Origin of the sequence: Stenotrophomonas sp. AG209, from assembly GCF_003550055.1 — a bacterium.
Taxonomy (GTDB): Bacteria; Pseudomonadota; Gammaproteobacteria; order Xanthomonadales; family Xanthomonadaceae; genus Stenotrophomonas.
In genome coordinates, this window is sequence record NZ_QXDB01000001.1 from 2,340,121 (window position 1) to 2,356,586 (window position 16,466).

Sequence of the window (16,466 nt, forward strand, 5' to 3'; positions counted from 1 at the left end):
CGGGCATGGCCCGGCGCTACCACAGGAACTGCCGATGACCGCAAGCACCGCCCCGCGCTGGCCCGTACGCTACCTGCTCTTCATCGGCGGCCTCGGTGGCCTGCTGTACGGCATCGACATCGGCATCATCGCCGGCGCCCTGCCCTACCTGGAGGCAACGGCCAGCCACGCCTGGCAGCTCAGCAGCCAGCAGCTCGGTTTTGTCGTGGCTGCGGTGCTGCTGGGCAGTGTGTTGTCCTCGCTGTTCGCCGGCATGGTCGCCGACCTGATCGGCCGCCGCGGCGCGATGCTGCTGGCCGGCCTGCTGTTCACCGCCTCGATTCCGATCATGGCGCTGGCTTCGGGCTACACGCCGCTGCTGCTCGGCCGGCTGCTGCAGGGCATCAGTGGCGGCCTGATTGGCGTGGTGATTCCGCTGTACCTGGCCGAAGTGCTCAGCCCCGAACGACGCGGGCGCGGCGCGGCGATGTTCCAGCTGTTGCTGACCGTCGGCCTGGTGCTGGCGGCGCTGATCGGCCTGTACCAGGCCCATGCAGTGGATGCCGCCGCCGAAGCCGTGCGCTCACTGCCGGTCGCGCAGCAGGCGCAGGAGCTGTTTGCGGTGAAGGACCACGCCTGGCGCACCATCTTCTGGACCTGCCTGGCGCCGGGCCTGCTGTTCTGCGCCGGCATCTTCTGGCTGTCCGAGTCACCGCGCTGGCTGATGCGGCGCGGCCGCATCGATGACGCGCGCCGCAGCCTGCAGCGCGTGCTGCCGGCTGCGGAGGTGGAACCCACGCTTGCACAGATCCAGGCACCGGAATCGCGCAGCAGCAGCGGCAAGCGCGACCCGCTGCTCAGCCGCCGCTACGTGGTGCCGTTCCTGCTCGCCTGCGTGGTGCTGGCCTGCACCCAGGCCACTGGCATCAACTCGGTGCTGGCCTACGCAGTGAACATCCTCAACCAGGCGGGCCTGTCCGGCGCGGTGGCCAATGGCGCTGACGTGGCGATCAAGCTGCTCAATGCGGTGATGACCGTGGTCGCGCTGCTGCTGGTCGACCGCAAGGGCCGCAAATTCCTGCTGATGCTCGGCAGCGGCGGCATCTGCGTGGCCCTGCTGGCCGCCGCCACGCTGTTCTTCCAGGCCGAGCGCGGCCGTACCGACGTGCAGCCGCAGCTGCAGGCGGCGGTCAGCGGCGATGGCCTGCAACTGGTACTGGATGACGCGCAGTGGCAGCGCTTGGGTGTTGGCATCGACAGCGAAGGCAGGCCGCTGCAGCTGACCGTGTCGTATGCCTATGGCGACTTCACCAATGTGCGCGCCCTGCGCAGCGACAATCTGACCGACCGCGAGCTGCGCATCGAGCGTGCCGGCACCGTGCAGCCGGACAGCGTGATCGGCGCGTTCTTCCGCAAACTGCATCTGAACCCGTTCGCCGACCCGGCCAAGGCCGCGCAGGCACCGCTGCGCATCGAGCAGGCACGCATCGGCCCGGTGCCGCCGCCGGCCCACGGCTGGGCGGTGGCCGCCTGCATCCTGGTGTTCGTCGCGTTCTTCGCGGTCGGCCCCGGCGTCTGCGTGTGGCTGGCGCTGTCGGAGCTGATGCCGAACCGCATCCGCTCCAACGGCATGAGCATCGCACTGCTGATCAACCAGTTCGTGTCGACCACCATCGCCGCGATCTTCCTGCCCACGGTGGGCCACTACGGCTACGCCAGCATGTTCGTGTTCTGGGCGGCGTGCACCTTCGTGTTCTTCCTGGTAGCCGCGTTCTGGCTGCCGGAGACCAAGGGCAAGTCGCTGGAAGAGATCGAGGCCCGCTTCGCGCGGTAGTAGTCGACCTGGGTCGACCTCCGCGCGCAGCGCGGGGTTGCAGGCGCGCCCGTCATTCGCCCGTGATGTGCCTGGCCAGCGCCTGCGCTTCGGCAACGCTGGACAGCCCGCTCAGCATCATCGATTCGCCGAACGGTCCCTGCACCGTCGCCACCATCAGCACGCGGCCGTCCACGCTGATCGCCGCCCGCTGGCCCACCAGGGCCGCGGTGCCATCGTGGATGCGCTGGTGCGCCTCCGGCCGATAGCGGATCTGCAGGCCCGGCTGCTTGCCTTCATCCAGCACATAGCGCACATCGGCGATGTCCGCGCTGCCGGCAATCGGCGGCTCGCGCAGGGCCAGCGTCTCGCCCTGCCACTGCGCTTGGGTACCCTTGCCGTCTGCATCGACCGCGCTCAGGCGCACATCCACGCCGGGGCGTGGCGCATGCTCCTTGCCTGCCAGCGCACCGGGCGCGGCATCTGGCATGCATCCGGCCAGCACCAGCGCCGCCCCCAGCAGAAGCGGAAGCGCAACCCTCACTTCAGCTTCCGCAGCTTGAACGCCACAAGCACCTGCAACAGCCCGTACAGCAGGCTGCCGATGCCGATCCACAGCGTGGTCACCGCCACGCCTGCATACGGATTGGCAGCGAACAGCAGGCCCAGCACCACCGCCAGCACGCCACTGAGAATCAGCAGCCACTCGCCCTGGATCTGCTTGCGTACGCGGATCGCGAACACGATGCGATAGATGCCGGCCACCAGCAGCCATGCCGCCAGGAACAGCACCAGCACGCTGGCGGTGGCCAGCGGATTGATCACCGCCAGGATGCCGAAACCCAGCGAGGCGATGGCATACAGTGCCAGCCAGCCACGCGACGCACCGCTGCCGCCGCTGACCAGTGCGAACAGGCTGATGACACCTTCAACGATGGCCATCACGCCCAGCGTCCACGCCAGTGCCATGGCGGCGGACAGCGGCCAGCCAATGGCGATGATGCCGAAGCCCAGCGCAACCAGCCCATACAGCAGCAGGATCCACCAGCTGCGACCCACCGCCGACAACAAGGGAGACAAGGGGGAATTCATGGCCACTCCTTCGATCCGGAACCGGCCTCATCCTAGCCCCTGGCGATGAAGAGGACGATCACGGCACCCGCGCGCACACCCATACCCGCACCTCTTCAGCGCCCACGCAGCGCAGCGTTTCGGCAATCTCCATCACCGTACTGCCGGTGGTCATCACGTCGTCGACCACGGTCAGTCGCGGTGGCACCGGATCGCGTACATCGAACGCATCGAACAGGTTCTCCCGGCGCTGTTCGGCCGTGCGTTCGGACTGCGGCGCCGTATGCCGCTGCCGGTACAGCCCGTGCCAGACCGGCATCGGCAGCAGGCGACACAGTTCGGCGGCCTGGTTGTAGCCGCGCTGGCGCAGGCGGCGCCGGTGCAGCGGTACCGGCACCAGCGGTGGGCATGACCAGGGCGGCGGTGCGCGTCGCATCAACTGCGCCAGCAGGCGGCCGGCCGCCAGGTCCTGATGAAACTTGTAGCGCACCAGCAGCTGGTCGACCGGTGGCAGGTACAACAGGCTGGCATGGGTGGCCGTCTGCGGTGGTGCTTCCTCGCGGCAGCTGCCGCAGACGATCAACGCCGTGTCGGGCAACGGCAACGCACAGCGCAGGCAGGCACGGCCGGACCACGGCAGGTCGGCAAGGCAGGCGCGGCACAGGTCAAGATCATCGTGGCCCGGGTCGCCGCAGACCAGACACCGCAGTGGCAGGAGCACGCGAAGCAGCGCTGCGGGCCAATCCGCCGGTAGAGGGAGGTAGGCAAGAGGCATACCCCAACCTGCCCGCGCAGCGATGCCGGAACCATCACCGGCAACCACACCGGACGGTCAGGAAAGCGGACGCAGTACCGTCGGTCGTCTCATCGGGTCAGTCACGCAGGGATGCCCGCCAGGCCACCAGGGCGGCGGCGGCGCGCTGGGTCCTGTACTCATCCGGATTGACGCCCATTTCATTGCGCGCCATGCCGGCAAGGGCCGCACACAGTTCCTGTTCGCCTGCACCGCGCAGCAGCTGGGACTCGATGCGATCTGCGTAGGCGGCGTACTCGCCACGGCAGTCCGGATTGGCCTGGATGCCTATTGGATCCCATACATAGTGCAGGACTTCATCCACCGCTCGGCCCAGTGCACCGCGCCTGCGTTCTGCCGCCTGGCGGACCTCCTTCCAGTGTGGCGTGTTGTGCAGTGCCTCGAACGGCATCGGCACCGGCGACAACAGGTAGGAGATGCCGTCTTCTTCCTGCTTGACGTGCCAGACGCCAACACCGACATCCGCCATGTGCTCCGACAGCGGGAAAACAAAGGCGGGCAGCCACAACAGCTCGATGCGGCCATCTCCCTGCCAGCCCAGGGCGGTGAACATCCCGGCTGCGGTCTCCCGGTAGGCCTGCGCGGCAGCCTCGCCGACCAGTTGCCCCAGATCCAGCATGAACACCCGGTTGTCGATGTACTCGACCACGCTGCCATGGAACTCGCGCAAGCGCTCGGGCGGGTAATCGATGACCTGTTCAGGGGCGATGGTGTAGCTCACTTCGTGAAATCCTTTCCGCTGGAAGGCGAGTGTGGCGCGACGACGGGCATCATCAACAACTCCGCCAACCCACGATAGATTGGCACCCGGCACACCAACCCGGACACACCACGCGCGATCAGCACCGTGGCCAGGATCGGCAGCAGCAGGTCGCCGCTGTCGGTCAGCTCCAGCGAAATCACCGCCGAGGTCAGCGGTGCCTGGGTGACGCCGGTCAGATAGGCGCACATGCCTAACAGTACAAATGCTCGCGGATCCACGCCCGGCATCAGTACCGCCAGGTTATGCCCAAGGCCGGCACCGACCGCCAGCGCCGGCGAGAACAGGCCACCGGGGATACCCGCCACGTAGGACGCCAGATTCGCCAGCAGCTTCATCAGACCGAATTCATGGCCGACCATCGCCTGCCCCTGCACCAGGCTGCGCGCCTGCTCGTAGCCGGTGCCGAACGCGCCTTCGCCGAACGTCAACGCCAGCGCCACCACCACCAGGCCGCAGCCTGCAGCCAGCAGCACGGGATGCCGCTGCCGCAGCTGGCCCAGCCAACGCGGGCGGCCCGCCGCACTCGCCAGCACCGCGCGCGCGAACAATCCACCCAGCAATCCGGCCACTGCGCCGCACAGCAGGATCGCCAGCCAGCCCTGTCCCAGCGGCAGCCGCGCGCTCACATGACCGAAGTAGGTGTAGTTGCCGAGCAGGCCGAGCGACACCACGCCACCGACAATCACTGCGGTCAGCAAGGTGCCGGAGAACCGATGCTCGAAACGGCCGCTGAGCTCCTCGATGGCGAAGACGATGCCGGCCAGCGGCGTGTTGAACGCCGCCGCAATGCCCGCCGCGCCGCCCGCCAGCAGGAAGTGCGAGAGCTCGCGTGGGTCCTTGAAGCCGAACCAGCGGCCGAACAGGTACATCAGGCTGGCACCCACATGCACCGTCGGGCCCTCGCGCCCGACCGACGCGCCGCCCAGCAGCGACAACGACGTCAGCAACAGCTTGCCCGCCGAGACCGCAGGCGAAAGATTGGTCCTGCGGAACGACTCATCCGGCTTGTCCAGTGCGGCGATGACCTGCGGAATGCCGCTGCCCCGTGTGGGCTTCAGCACGCCAGAAGTGAGCCACGCCAACAACGCGAAGATGCCCGGTGTGAGCAGCAGGGCCCACCACGGCGAATGCGAGGTGATGCGCTGGAACAGGTGGAAGGCCGCGTCGCTGGCCTTGGCGAACAGGATGGCCACCAGTGCCACGGCCACGGCGCCGCCCCAGAGTGCGGCGCGGCGGCGCCAGGCCTCACTGAGAACCAGCGCGGTGATACGGCCGCGGAGGCGATGAAGATCGGTCATGCGGGGCAGTCTGGACGCTGCGGAGGAAGGCGGACAGCGGCTACTGTGGCTGAAGGCCTTGCAGGATGCGGTGAAATGCCCGGCCATGGATCCTGCTGACAGCCTGCCCCGTGCGTGCACCGCTGGACGGGCAGGCGCTCCCGCCACCGGCGCTTTTCCACGCTGCGCACGTTGGGCTGCTGCCGCAGCCACTCCAGATAGCGCGGCAGATGTGCCAACTCATCATCGCTCGCATCACCGGTCAGGGCTGCTGCCGGATGCGCACTTCGCCATGGCGCATGCGCGCCAGGTCGCCCTGCGCTTCCAGTACGCCGCGCGCGACCAGTTTGCGCACGCGCTGGGCGTAGAAGACATCGGCAATGCCGGGGCGGCGCTGCGGGTCCAGCGACATCGCGTTGCCCACGATGAAGGCGATTTTCCGGAACTGCCCATCGCAGTGGGAAAGCAGTTGCGCATCGATCCAGGCGATGTCCTCGTCGGTCAGCGCGGCGATGTTCTGCCGCTGCTGCTCGGTAAGGTGGGCATCGCTGTCGGGCTCCTCCTCGGTGTCGCGCAGGCAGCCATTGATGGCCAGCAGGCGAACCAGCACGTACAGACCGAACGCCTGCAACTCCTCGTCGGGCAGCGTCGACGGATCGAGCTGCCCCGCCGCGTAGTCCTTGAAGGTCACGAAGATGCGGTTCTGCCAGTGACCGGGTTCACTCGTCTGGCGCAGATCATCCATCACCACGCGCAGGCCGCCGTCAGGCAGTTCGGCCAGGCTGCACAGCACCGCATCGCGGCGGATCGGGTAGGGCTGGTAGCTGTCCATGGCTCATGCTCGCGAGTCCGTATGCAGCAATGAACTTACACCGTAGCGCGCATTTCTGGCGGACGATTTCTGTAAACTACACCAGAATATTTAAGTTGACAGGCCTCGCCAGCCCACCCACACTGCCGCCCTCGCTCCACTCGTACCCAAGGTCCCGCCATGGCTGCTGCCATCCGCCACGACTGGCAACACGACGAACTGCAGGCGCTGTTCGATCTGCCGTTCCCCGAGCTGCTGTTCCGCGCCGCAGCGGTCCATCGCGAGCATTTCGACCCATCGCAGGTGCAGGTCTCCACGTTGCTGTCGGTGAAGACCGGCGGCTGCCCGGAAGACTGCGCGTACTGCCCGCAGGCGCAGCGCTACAGCACCGGCGTGAACGCGCAGAAGCTGATGGAGACCGATGCGGTGCTGGCCAAGGCACGCCAGGCCAAGGCCGCCGGTGCCTCGCGCTTCTGCATGGGTGCCGCGTGGCGTTCGCCGAAGGACCGCGACATTCCGAAGGTGGCGGCAATGATCGCCGGGGTGAAGGCGCTTGGCCTGGAGACCTGCGCCACGCTGGGCATGCTCAGCGGCGAACAGGCACGTGCGCTGAAGGACGCCGGCCTGGACTACTACAACCACAACCTCGACACAGCGCCGGACTACTACGATTCGATCATCCACACGCGCCAGTACCAGGACCGCCTGGACACGCTGGAGCACGTGCGCGATGCCGGCCTGAAGACCTGTTGCGGCGGCATCGTCGGCATGGGCGAGACACGCGCACAGCGCGTCGGCCTGCTGCTGGCGCTGGCCACGCTGCCGGCACATCCCGATTCGGTGCCGATCAACAAGCTGGTGCAGGTGGAGGGCACGCCGCTGCACGGCAGCGCCGAGCTGGACCCGTTCGAGTTCGTGCGCATGATCGCGGTGGCACGCATCGCCATGCCACGCTCGATGGTGCGGCTGTCGGCGGGGCGCGAGGCGATGAGCGACGAACTGCAGGCGCTGTGCTTCCTGGCCGGTGCCAACTCGATCTTCTACGGCGACAAGCTGCTGACCACCGGCAACCCGGAGAGCGAGCGCGACCTGGCCCTGTTCGCTCGGCTGGGGCTGCAACCGATGGCGGTGCAGGTCGATGCCGAGGGCCACGACCACGGCGGCACCGTGCACGCCGATATCAGCGCCGATACGCCCGCCTGTGGCTGCGCTCACGCGGCCTGAGACGGGATGCAGGCAGGCGCCGCGGCAACGCGCTACCCTAGCCGCCCCGTCGCCGCATTCAGCCGCCATGGCCCGCCCCGACTTGACCGCCCGCCTCCACGCCCAACGCGCCCTGCGCGATGCCCAAGGCCGTCGCCGCACGCGGCGCACGGTCACCCGTCGTGACGGCGTCCGCCTGGAAGTGGACGGCCAGTGGCTGACCGGCTTCTGCAGCAACGATTACCTGGGCCTGGCCCAGCAGTTCAGCGTGGTCAATGCACTGCAGGATGCGGCCGCACGCGAAGGCACCGGCGCGGGTGCCTCGCATCTGGTCTGCGGCCACCACGCCCTGCATGAGGCGCTGGAGCGCGAAGTGGCGGAGTGGCTGGGCTACCCGCGCGCGCTGCTGTTCGGCAGCGGCTTCGCCGCCAACCTGGCCGTGCAGCAGGCGCTGCTGAGCGAAGAGAACGATGTGTGCGTGCAGGACAAGCTCAACCACGCCAGCCTGCTCGATGCGACGCGGCTGGCCGGTGCGCGCCTGCGCCGTTATCCGCACCTTGATGCCGAAGGTGCGATGCGCCAGCTCAAGCACGCGCCCGATGGCGCGGCGATGCTGGCCACCGATGGTGTCTTCAGCATGGATGGCGACATCGCACCGCTGCGTGCATTGTCGCTTGTGGCACGCCTGCAGCAGGCGCTGTTCTATGTGGACGATGCGCATGGCGTGGGCGTGGTGGGCGATGGCCGTGGCGCGGTCGCGGCTGCCGGACTGGGCGTGGACGATGTGCCGCTGCAGCTGGTCACGCTGGGCAAGGCACTGGGCGGTTCCGGCGCGCTGGTGCTGGGCCGCGACGACCTGATCGAGCACCTGGCCGAAACCGCGCGCCCCTACATCTACACCACCGCGATGCCGCCGCCGCTGGCCGCCGCAGCACTGGAAGCGGTGCGCCTGGCACGCCGTGACAACTGGCGGCGTTCGAAACTGACCGACCTGATCGCGCTGTTCCGCGGCGAAGCCCGCCGCCATGGCCTGGACCTGATGGCCTCGGAAACGCCGATCCAGCCGCTGCTGTGTGGCGACGACCACCGCGCCGTGGCGATGTCCAAGGCATTGGAACAGGCCGGTTGGCTGGTCGGCGCGATCCGCCCGCCCACGGTTCCCGAAGGCAAGGCGCGCCTGCGCGTCACCCTGTCCGCGTTGCACACCCCCGAGCAGGTGCGTGGCGTGGTCGAAGCCATTGCCAGCGCGCGCGATCGCGTCGACCTGGCCGCGCGTGAGGCCGCGCCACCGCCGCTGCCGGTCTTTGCCTGAGCCTGTTGCCGTTTTCCCATGCATATCGACGTCACCGGCCAGGGGCCGGACCTGGTACTGATCCATGGCTGGGCCCTGCAGGGCGGTGTGTTCGCGCCGTTGGTGCAACGCCTGGCCGATCGCTTCACCCTGCATCTGGTTGATCTGCCGGGCCACGGCCACAGCCGCGAGGACAGCACGCCGCTGCGCCTGCCGTTCGTGGTCAACGCCATCGCCGCGGCCACGCCGCCGGCGGTGTGGTGCGGCTGGTCTCTGGGCGGCCTGTTTGCGCTGCACGCCGCTGCAACGCTGCCGAAGGTGCGCGGGCTGGCAATGATCGCGGCCACGCCGCGCTTCGTGCGTGGCGAAGACTGGCCGCATGCGGTGGAACCGGCGGTGTTCGAACAGTTCGGGCGCGAGCTGGCCAGCGATTTCGGCGGCACCCTGGAACGCTTCCTGGCGCTGGACGTGATGGGCTCGGCACACGCCCGCGAGGAGCTGCGCACGCTGCGCCAGCGCCTGGTCGAGCGCGGTGCACCCACCGAACGCGCCCTGCTGGAAGGCCTGCGCCTGCTGGAAAGCACCGACCTGCGCGGCGCACTGCCGACGCTGGGCAAACCCAGCCTGTGGATCGCCGGCCAGCGTGACCGGCTGGTGTCGCCGACGGCGATGCAGGCCGCTGCGGCACTGGCCCCGGGCGGGCAGGCGCTGACCATCGCCCACGGCGGCCATGCGCCGTTCCTCGGCCATGCCGACGAGGTCGCCGCGGCCCTGCAACACTTCGTTGCCGGCCTGTCACCGGCCGATGGCGGACAATGAGCGCCTTCCTCATTCCGCGGGATTGACGCATGGATCTGGGTATCAACGGCCGCTGGGCACTGGTCTGCGGCGCAAGCAAGGGGTTGGGCCTGGGCTGCGCGCGGGCACTGGTGCGCGAGGGTGTCAACGTGGTGATCGTGGCCCGGGGCGAAGCCGCCCTGCAGACCGCCGCTGAAGAGCTGCGTGCCCTGCCCGGCGCCGCCGAAGTCCGCGTGGTCGCCGCCGACGTCACCACCGAGGCCGGTCGCTCCACAGCGCTCGCCGCGTGCCCGCAGGTGGACATCCTGGTCACCAATGCCGGTGGCCCGCCGCCTGGCGATTTCCGCAGCTTCGAGCGCGACGACTGGATCGCCGCACTGGACGCCAACATGCTGGCGCCGATCGCGCTGATCCGCGCCACCGTGGACGCGATGATCGCGCGCGGCTTCGGCCGCATCGTCAACATCACGTCCTCGGCAGTGAAAGCCCCGATCGACATCCTGGCGCTGTCCAACGGCGCGCGCAGCGGCCTGACCGGCTTCGTCGCCGGGCTGTCGCGCCGCACCGTGGCGCACAACGTCACCATCAACAACCTGCTGCCCGGCCAGTTCGACACCGACCGCCTGCGCGCCAACTTCGCCCACTCTGCGGGCAAGGACGGCGATGCTGCGGAAGTGGCCGAACGCCGCCGCCAGCAGATTCCCGCCGGCCGCTTCGGCACGCCGGATGAATTCGGCGCCGCCTGCGCCTTCCTGTGCAGTGCACAGGCCGGTTACCTCACCGGGCAGAACCTGCTGATCGACGGCGGCGCCTACCCCGGTACGTTCTAAGAGACTTTCGCAATGCCGTCCCACTTCGATGCCCGCCATGTCCGCCGCGCGTTCGCCCGCGCCGCCAACAGCTATGACGCCGCCGCCGCCCTGCAGCGCGAGGTGCAGGCGCGGCTGATCGAATCGCTGGACTACCTGGAGGCACGCAAGCCCGAAGTGGTGCTGGACATCGGTGCCGGCACCGGCCACGCCAGTGCACTGATGAAGAAGCGCTGGCCGAAGGCGCAGGTGATCGCGCTGGACGTGGCGCTGCCGATGCTGGACCAGGCCAAGCGCCAGGCTGGCTGGTGGAAGCCGTTCCAGCGCCTGTGCGGCGACGCCGCCGCGCTGCCGCTGGCCGACAACAGCGTGGACGTGATCTTCAGCAACCTGTGCCTGCAGTGGGTGGACGACCTGCCGGCGGTGTTCGCCGGGTTCCGTCGCGTGCTCAAGCCCGGTGGCCTGCTGTTGTGCTCCACTTTCGGCCCGGACACGCTGGTCGAACTCAACGAAGCCTTCGCGGCCGCCGATGACCGCCCGCACGTGAGCCGCTTCGCGCAGATCGCCCAGTTCGGCGATGCGCTGATGATGGCCGGCTTCCGCGACCCGGTGCTGGACCGCGATCTGTTCACCCTGACCTACGACGACCTGCCCTCGCTGATGCGCGAGCTGCGCGCGATGGGCGCGACCAATGCGCGGGTGGACCGCCGCCACACGCTGACCGGGCGTGGCCGTTTCGCCGCTGCTGCGGCGGCGTATGAACCGATGCGCCGTGCCGACGGCAAGCTGCCCAGCAGCTGGGAAGTGATCTATGCCCACGCCTGGGCACCGGACCCGGGCGCACCGATCCGCGAAGGCGGGCACGACGTGGCCTCGGTACCGGTGTCGGCGATTCCGATCCGGCGCAAGCAGACCTGATCACGCGACCGCGCACCTGCTTCTGGTAGGTGCCAACCTTGGTTGGCCTCTACCGATCATCCGGTAGTGCCGGCCGCTGGCCGGCAGATGTCCACCATGGAATCATGAGGTTGCCGGCCAGCGGCCGGCACTACCGACTGCAACCAATCAGGTATTGGCCGGCGAACTCAGCGGCGGGCGCACCAGGTCGCGGTGGAAGAAATAGATCTCCTGCACCAGGAAGCGCCAGCTGGTGTGGAAGCTGCGGAAGCGCGTGCTGGGCGTGGACGAGGCCAGCGCATCGATGCCCAGCGCCTTGCTCAGGCGCAGCGCGCGCGCCATGTGCAGCGGGTCGCTGACGATGATCACCCGGTGCAGGTCGCGCTGGTCCATCAGCCGCTTGGCTTCGACCAGGTTCTGCACGGTGTTGCGCGAGGCGGTCTCGATCAGGATCGCGTCGTCCGGCACGCCATGCTTGAGCGCATAACGCCGCGCCACCTGCGATTCGGAAAAGCGCGCGCCGGTGCCGCCATAGCCACCGGTGAAGATCAGCAGTGGCGCGTACTGTGCGTCATAGAGATCCAGGCCATGGCGGATGCGTTCTTCGAACACCGGCGACGGCTTGGCGTCATAGGCCGCCGCGCCGAGCACGATGATCGCGTCGGCCTTGGCCGCCTGGTCGCGCTCACCCACCCAGACGATCCAGGCGGTCACCCCCAGCAGCCAGATCACCAGCAGCACGAACAGCCGCCACAGCCAGCCCAGCAGGCCGGTGCGATGCCGGTGCCGGTCGCGGCTCAAGGCGCCCCCCAGCGCAGCGCGGGCAGGTCGACATTGCCACCGGACAGCACCAGGCCCACGCGCAGGCCGGCGAACCGCTGCGGCTGTGCCAGCACCGCGGCCAGCACGGTGGCCGAGGACGGCTCGACCACCTGCTTGAGCACCTCCCAGAGCAGGCGCATCGCGGCCGTGGTGGCAGCGTCGTCAACCACGATCACCTCGGCGCCGGCCGCGCGCAGCAGCGCGAAGTTGGGGGCGCCGATCAGGGTACGCAGGCCATCGCAGATCGTGTCCGGGGTGAAGGCCGCCTGGCGCTCGCCTGCGGCCAGCGAGCGTGCGGTGTCATCGGCGCCGGCCGGTTCGGCCAGCACCAGCCGGGTCTGCGGGCTGGCGAGCTGCAGGGCCAGCGCGCTACCGCTGGCCAGGCCACCGCCGCCCACCGGCACCACCAGCACATCGAACGGGCCGTCGCTGTGCAGCAGTTCCAGCGCCGCGGTGCCCTGTCCGGCCATCACCGCCGGGTCCGCATACGGATGAACCAGGGTCGCGCCGGTATCGGCCTGCACCTTGGCGCAGGTGGCCTCACGGTCGGCGATGGTCGGCGGGCAGCGCCAGAGGGTGGCACCGTGCCGGGCGATGTTGGCCAGCTTGGCCGCCACCGCACCTTCGGGCACCACCACGTGACAGGGGATGCCACGGGTGCGCGCGGCCAGGGCCAGGGCAGCGCCGTGGTTGCCGGAGGAATGGGTGACCACGCCGGCACGGGCGCGATCGGCATCCAAAGACCACACCGCGTTGCAGGCACCGCGGAACTTGAATGCGCCGCCGCGCTGCAGGTGTTCGGCCTTGAACGCCAGCTGCGCGCCGGCCAGCGCATCAAGCGTGCGCGAGCGCAGCACCGGGGTCACGCTGGCGTGCGGCGCGATCCGCGCAGCGGCAGCCAGGACATCGTGGGCACGGGGCAACAGTGAATCGCTCATGACGCAAGATTAACGTATGGCTCCGCGCTGGCGACCCCGGCACAGGTCATGCCAGCATGAGGGCCTTCACCTCCATTCATCCTGGCCAGTGAAGTTAAGGGCCGATTCAACGCCTGCGCACGAAGCTGACTGCACAACCCGTCCTCTGGGGGGACCCACCATGAAAACGCGCCTGATGCTTGCCGGTGGCCTGTTGCTGGCCCTGACCGGCTGCACCACCTACGACTACGTCGGCGGTGGCCGCAGCGGCAGCTACTACCACGGTGCGCCGTCGGTGGAATACCGCTACCCGGCCGGCTATCCCTACAACTACGGCTACCCGTACTACGGCGGCTATGGCGGCTACTACGGCGGCTATGGCAATCCGTACTACTCGCGCCCGGTCTACCGCCCGCCGCACAACCACCGCCCGCCGCCGCGCCCGCCCGGCAATGGTGGCGAGAACCGTCCGCCGCCGCCGTCGCGGCCGTCGTACAACGGCGGTTCGCCGTGGCGGAACATGGACTCGATGCGTCGCCCGCCGCAGTCGAACATCCAGCCGTCGGCGCCTCCGCCGCAGGCCCGTCCGGCCCCGGCGCCCAGTGCGCCAAGGATGAACGGTTCCCCCTGGCGCAACATGGATCGTGGGACGCAGCGCACAGTTGAGCGCTGAACCGTCTTGCATTTCACGCGGTCCAAGCCGCACTCTACGGGACCAGTGACGGCCCGCGTCACAAAGTGACAAAAACGACACGGGCCGCCGCAAAAAGCTCTACGTCGATATCCGACAGGAACATCTGGATCCCCCCTGTTCCGGCCCTGTCGGATGTCGGCACCTCTGAAGGCAGACGGCCCCGCAATGCGGGGCCGTTTGTTTTCGGCGAGAGCCCCAGCATCAGTAGATCCACGCCATGCGTGGATGGGGCCTTCCCGACAGCCCCAAAAAACAGGGCCGGACAGTCCCCCGACTGCCGGCCCTCTGCTCCCCCACCGTGCGCCTGTACCGGCCCCTGTTCCAATTCCGGTCACGGGCGCCTACGGCGCCAGCCACGGTGGGTGCTATTGGGTTATCTGCAAAAATCCTGCCAACTTTAGGGCTGATTTCGACGCCGGCCGGCCGGCACCGGCGCCCCGGCCCCGAATGGCGCTAAAATCGCCACCCCGGCGCCGCCCCCGGTCCGCGCCCGCCCCCAGCTGAACAGCCCCCATGAACCCGTCCTTCCATCGTTACGACGTCATCGTCATCGGCGGTGGCCACGCCGGCACCGAAGCCGCGCTGGCCGCGGCCCGTACCGGCGTGCGCACCCTGCTGCTGACCCACAACATCGAGACGGTGGGCGCAATGAGCTGCAACCCGGCCATCGGCGGCATCGGCAAGGGCCACCTGGTCAAGGAAATCGACGCCCTGGGCGGTGCGATGGCGCATGCCGCCGACCGCGCCGGTATCCAGTGGCGCACGCTCAACGCCTCCAAGGGCCCGGCTGTGCGCGCCACCCGCTGCCAGGCCGACCGCAACCTGTACCGCATGGCGATCCGCGCCATCGTCGAAGGCCAGGCCAACCTGACCGTGTTCCAGGCGGCGGTCGATGACCTGGTCATCGAAGGCGACGCCGTGCGTGGGGTGATCACCCAGACCGGGCTGCGCTTCGACGCCGAGGCCGTAGTGCTGACGGCCGGCACGTTCCTGGCCGGCAAGATCCACGTCGGCCCGACCCAGTACGCCGCCGGCCGCATGGGCGATCCGCCGGCCACCACGCTGGCGGCGCGCCTGCGCGAGCGCCCGTTCCAGGTCGACCGCCTGAAGACCGGCACGCCGCCGCGCATCGATGGCCGCTCGCTGGACTACAGTGTGATGGACGAGCAGCCCGGCGACACACCGCGGCCGGTGATGTCCTTCCTCGGCTCGGTGGACGAGCATCCGCAGCAGGTCAGCTGCTGGATCACCCACACCACCGAACAGACCCACCAGATCATCCGCGACGCGCTGCACCGCTCGCCGCTGTACAGCGGCCAGATCGAAGGCATCGGCCCGCGCTACTGCCCGTCCATCGAGGACAAGGTGGTGCGCTTCGCCGAGAAGGCCAGCCACCAGATCTTCGTCGAACCCGAAGGCCTGGGCATCGTCGAGATCTACCCCAACGGCATCTCCACCTCGCTGCCGTTCGACGTGCAGCTGGAGATGGTGCGCAGCATCCGCGGTTTCGGCAACGCGCACATCACCCGTCCCGGCTATGCGATCGAGTACGACTTCTTCGATCCGCGTGGGTTGAAGGCCTCGCTGGAAACCAAGCTGGTCAACGGCCTGTTCTTCGCCGGCCAGATCAACGGCACCACCGGCTATGAAGAAGCCGCCGCGCAGGGCCTGCTGGCCGGCCTCAACGCCGCGCGCCAGGTGCGCGGGCTGGACAGCTGGTGCCCGCGCCGCGACGAGGCGTACCTGGGCGTGCTGGTGGATGACCTGATCACCCACGGCACCAACGAGCCGTACCGCATGTTCACCAGCCGCGCCGAGTACCGCCTGCAGCTGCGCGAGGACAATGCCGACCAGCGCCTGACCCCCGCTGGCCGCGAAATGGGCCTGGTGGATGACCGTCGCTGGAGCGCGTTCGAGACCAAGCAGGCCGCGGTCGCCGCCGAGCGCGCACGTCTGGGCGCGCTGTGGGCGACCCCGGCCAATGCGCTCGGCCGCGAAGTGCAGGACGCGCTGGGCGTGGCGGTCAGCCGCGAAACCAACGTGCTGGACCTGATCAAGCGCCCGGAGCTGGATTACGCGCAGCTGATGCAGGTGCCATCGCTGGGCCCGGCCGTGACCGACGCCAAGGTGGCCGAGCAGGTGGAGATCGGCGTGAAGTACGCCGGCTACCTGGACCGCCAGCGCGAGGAGATCGAGCGCCAGCAGCGGCATGAAGCCACCCCGATCGCCGAAGCCTTCGACTACGCGACGGTGCGCGGGCTGTCGGCCGAAGCCTTGCAGAAGCTGGAGCGCGTGCGCCCGCAGACCATCGGCCAGGCGCAGCGCATCCCGGGCATGACCCCGGCCGCGATCTCGCTGCTGCTGGTGCACCTGGAGCGTGCACGCCGCGGCCGCGTGGCGTAAGCGGTCGCACCTGCTCTGGTGGGTGCCGACCTTGGTCGGCACGAATCATCAGATCGCGATGCTGCATGCATTTGTGCCGACCAAGGTCGGCACCTACCAAGGCC

Annotated in this window: 16 protein-coding genes; 8 read left to right on the plus strand and 8 right to left on the minus strand. The window is 68.9% G+C overall.

The window, feature by feature from the left end; translation table 11 throughout:
* Positions 1–34 precede the first annotated feature (34 nt).
* Positions 35–1,813, plus strand: a complete 1,779-nt coding sequence (locus tag DFO63_RS10835; RefSeq protein ID WP_119006894.1) for an MFS transporter — start codon at positions 35–37, stop codon at positions 1,811–1,813.
* A gap of 52 nt (positions 1,814–1,865) precedes the next feature.
* Here DFO63_RS10835 and DFO63_RS10840 read toward each other — a convergent pair whose 3' ends face one another.
* The 6 genes from DFO63_RS10840 to DFO63_RS10865 all read right to left on the minus strand — a co-directional run bounded on the left by DFO63_RS10840 (position 1,866) and on the right by DFO63_RS10865 (position 6,549).
* Positions 1,866–2,336, minus strand: a complete 471-nt coding sequence (locus tag DFO63_RS10840) for a hypothetical protein (protein ID WP_119006895.1) — start codon at positions 2,334–2,336, stop codon at positions 1,866–1,868.
* Positions 2,333–2,884: an HdeD family acid-resistance protein gene (locus DFO63_RS10845; protein ID WP_049400854.1), complete on the minus strand. Its 552-nt coding sequence runs from the start codon at positions 2,882–2,884 to the stop codon at positions 2,333–2,335. Before DFO63_RS10845 ends, DFO63_RS10840 begins: the two co-directional genes overlap by 4 nt.
* A gap of 58 nt (positions 2,885–2,942) precedes the next feature.
* A complete protein-coding gene (locus DFO63_RS10850) occupies positions 2,943–3,638 on the minus strand; it encodes a ComF family protein (protein WP_049444152.1) in 696 nt (231 codons plus the stop codon).
* Between the two features lie 97 nt (positions 3,639–3,735).
* On the minus strand, positions 3,736–4,398 hold the full coding sequence (locus tag DFO63_RS10855) for a hypothetical protein (RefSeq protein WP_119006896.1): 663 nt from the start codon (positions 4,396–4,398) through the stop codon (positions 3,736–3,738).
* Positions 4,395–5,738, minus strand: coding sequence for a chloride channel protein (locus tag DFO63_RS10860; RefSeq protein ID WP_049444157.1), 1,344 nt, complete (start codon positions 5,736–5,738; stop codon positions 4,395–4,397). The genes DFO63_RS10855 and DFO63_RS10860 overlap by 4 nt, the downstream gene beginning before the upstream one ends.
* Before the next feature lie 241 nt (positions 5,739–5,979).
* Positions 5,980–6,549 carry a DUF3658 domain-containing protein gene (locus tag DFO63_RS10865; RefSeq protein WP_119006897.1) on the minus strand — a complete coding sequence of 190 codons (570 nt, stop codon included), beginning with the start codon at positions 6,547–6,549 and terminating at the stop codon, positions 5,980–5,982.
* A gap of 159 nt (positions 6,550–6,708) precedes the next feature.
* Between DFO63_RS10865 and bioB the strand changes: the two genes are divergently transcribed.
* The 5 genes from bioB to bioC all read left to right on the plus strand — a co-directional run bounded on the left by bioB (position 6,709) and on the right by bioC (position 11,547).
* Complete coding sequence (bioB, locus tag DFO63_RS10870) at positions 6,709–7,752, plus strand: biotin synthase BioB (RefSeq protein ID WP_119006898.1); 1,044 nt, start codon at positions 6,709–6,711, stop codon at positions 7,750–7,752.
* Positions 7,753–7,819: 67 nt separating this feature from the next.
* On the plus strand, positions 7,820–9,043 hold the full coding sequence (bioF, locus tag DFO63_RS10875) for an 8-amino-7-oxononanoate synthase (RefSeq protein ID WP_119006899.1): 1,224 nt from the start codon (positions 7,820–7,822) through the stop codon (positions 9,041–9,043).
* 18 nt (positions 9,044–9,061) lie between these two features.
* A complete protein-coding gene (gene bioH / locus DFO63_RS10880) occupies positions 9,062–9,841 on the plus strand; it encodes a pimeloyl-ACP methyl ester esterase BioH (RefSeq protein WP_119006900.1) in 780 nt (259 codons plus the stop codon).
* A gap of 29 nt (positions 9,842–9,870) precedes the next feature.
* The gene (locus DFO63_RS10885) at positions 9,871–10,650 is read left to right on the plus strand and encodes an SDR family oxidoreductase (RefSeq protein WP_119006901.1); all 780 of its coding nucleotides are present in this window, start codon (positions 9,871–9,873) and stop codon (positions 10,648–10,650) included.
* A 12-nt stretch (positions 10,651–10,662) separates the two neighbouring features.
* Positions 10,663–11,547, plus strand: a complete 885-nt coding sequence (gene bioC / locus DFO63_RS10890) for a malonyl-ACP O-methyltransferase BioC (RefSeq protein WP_049444172.1) — start codon at positions 10,663–10,665, stop codon at positions 11,545–11,547.
* Between the two features lie 147 nt (positions 11,548–11,694).
* On the opposite strand, the gene DFO63_RS10895 is transcribed toward bioC, so the two are convergent.
* Together DFO63_RS10895 and DFO63_RS10900 are read right to left on the minus strand one after the other, a co-directional pair.
* Positions 11,695–12,327 (minus strand): YdcF family protein, encoded by a 633-nt coding sequence (locus tag DFO63_RS10895; protein ID WP_049444174.1) that lies wholly within the window; start codon positions 12,325–12,327, stop codon positions 11,695–11,697.
* Entirely contained in the window at positions 12,324–13,286 is a 963-nt protein-coding gene (locus tag DFO63_RS10900) for a pyridoxal-phosphate dependent enzyme (RefSeq protein WP_049444176.1), read from the minus strand. The genes DFO63_RS10895 and DFO63_RS10900 overlap by 4 nt, the downstream gene beginning before the upstream one ends.
* Positions 13,287–13,446: 160 nt before the next feature.
* Here DFO63_RS10900 and DFO63_RS10905 point away from each other — a divergent pair, with 160 nt between their 5' ends.
* Both DFO63_RS10905 and mnmG read left to right on the plus strand, forming a co-directional pair.
* A complete protein-coding gene (locus tag DFO63_RS10905) occupies positions 13,447–13,938 on the plus strand; it encodes a hypothetical protein (protein WP_049444178.1) in 492 nt (163 codons plus the stop codon).
* 534 nt (positions 13,939–14,472) lie between these two features.
* A complete protein-coding gene (gene mnmG / locus DFO63_RS10915) occupies positions 14,473–16,362 on the plus strand; it encodes a tRNA uridine-5-carboxymethylaminomethyl(34) synthesis enzyme MnmG (RefSeq protein WP_049444181.1) in 1,890 nt (629 codons plus the stop codon).
* Positions 16,363–16,466: the final 104 nt, after the last annotated feature.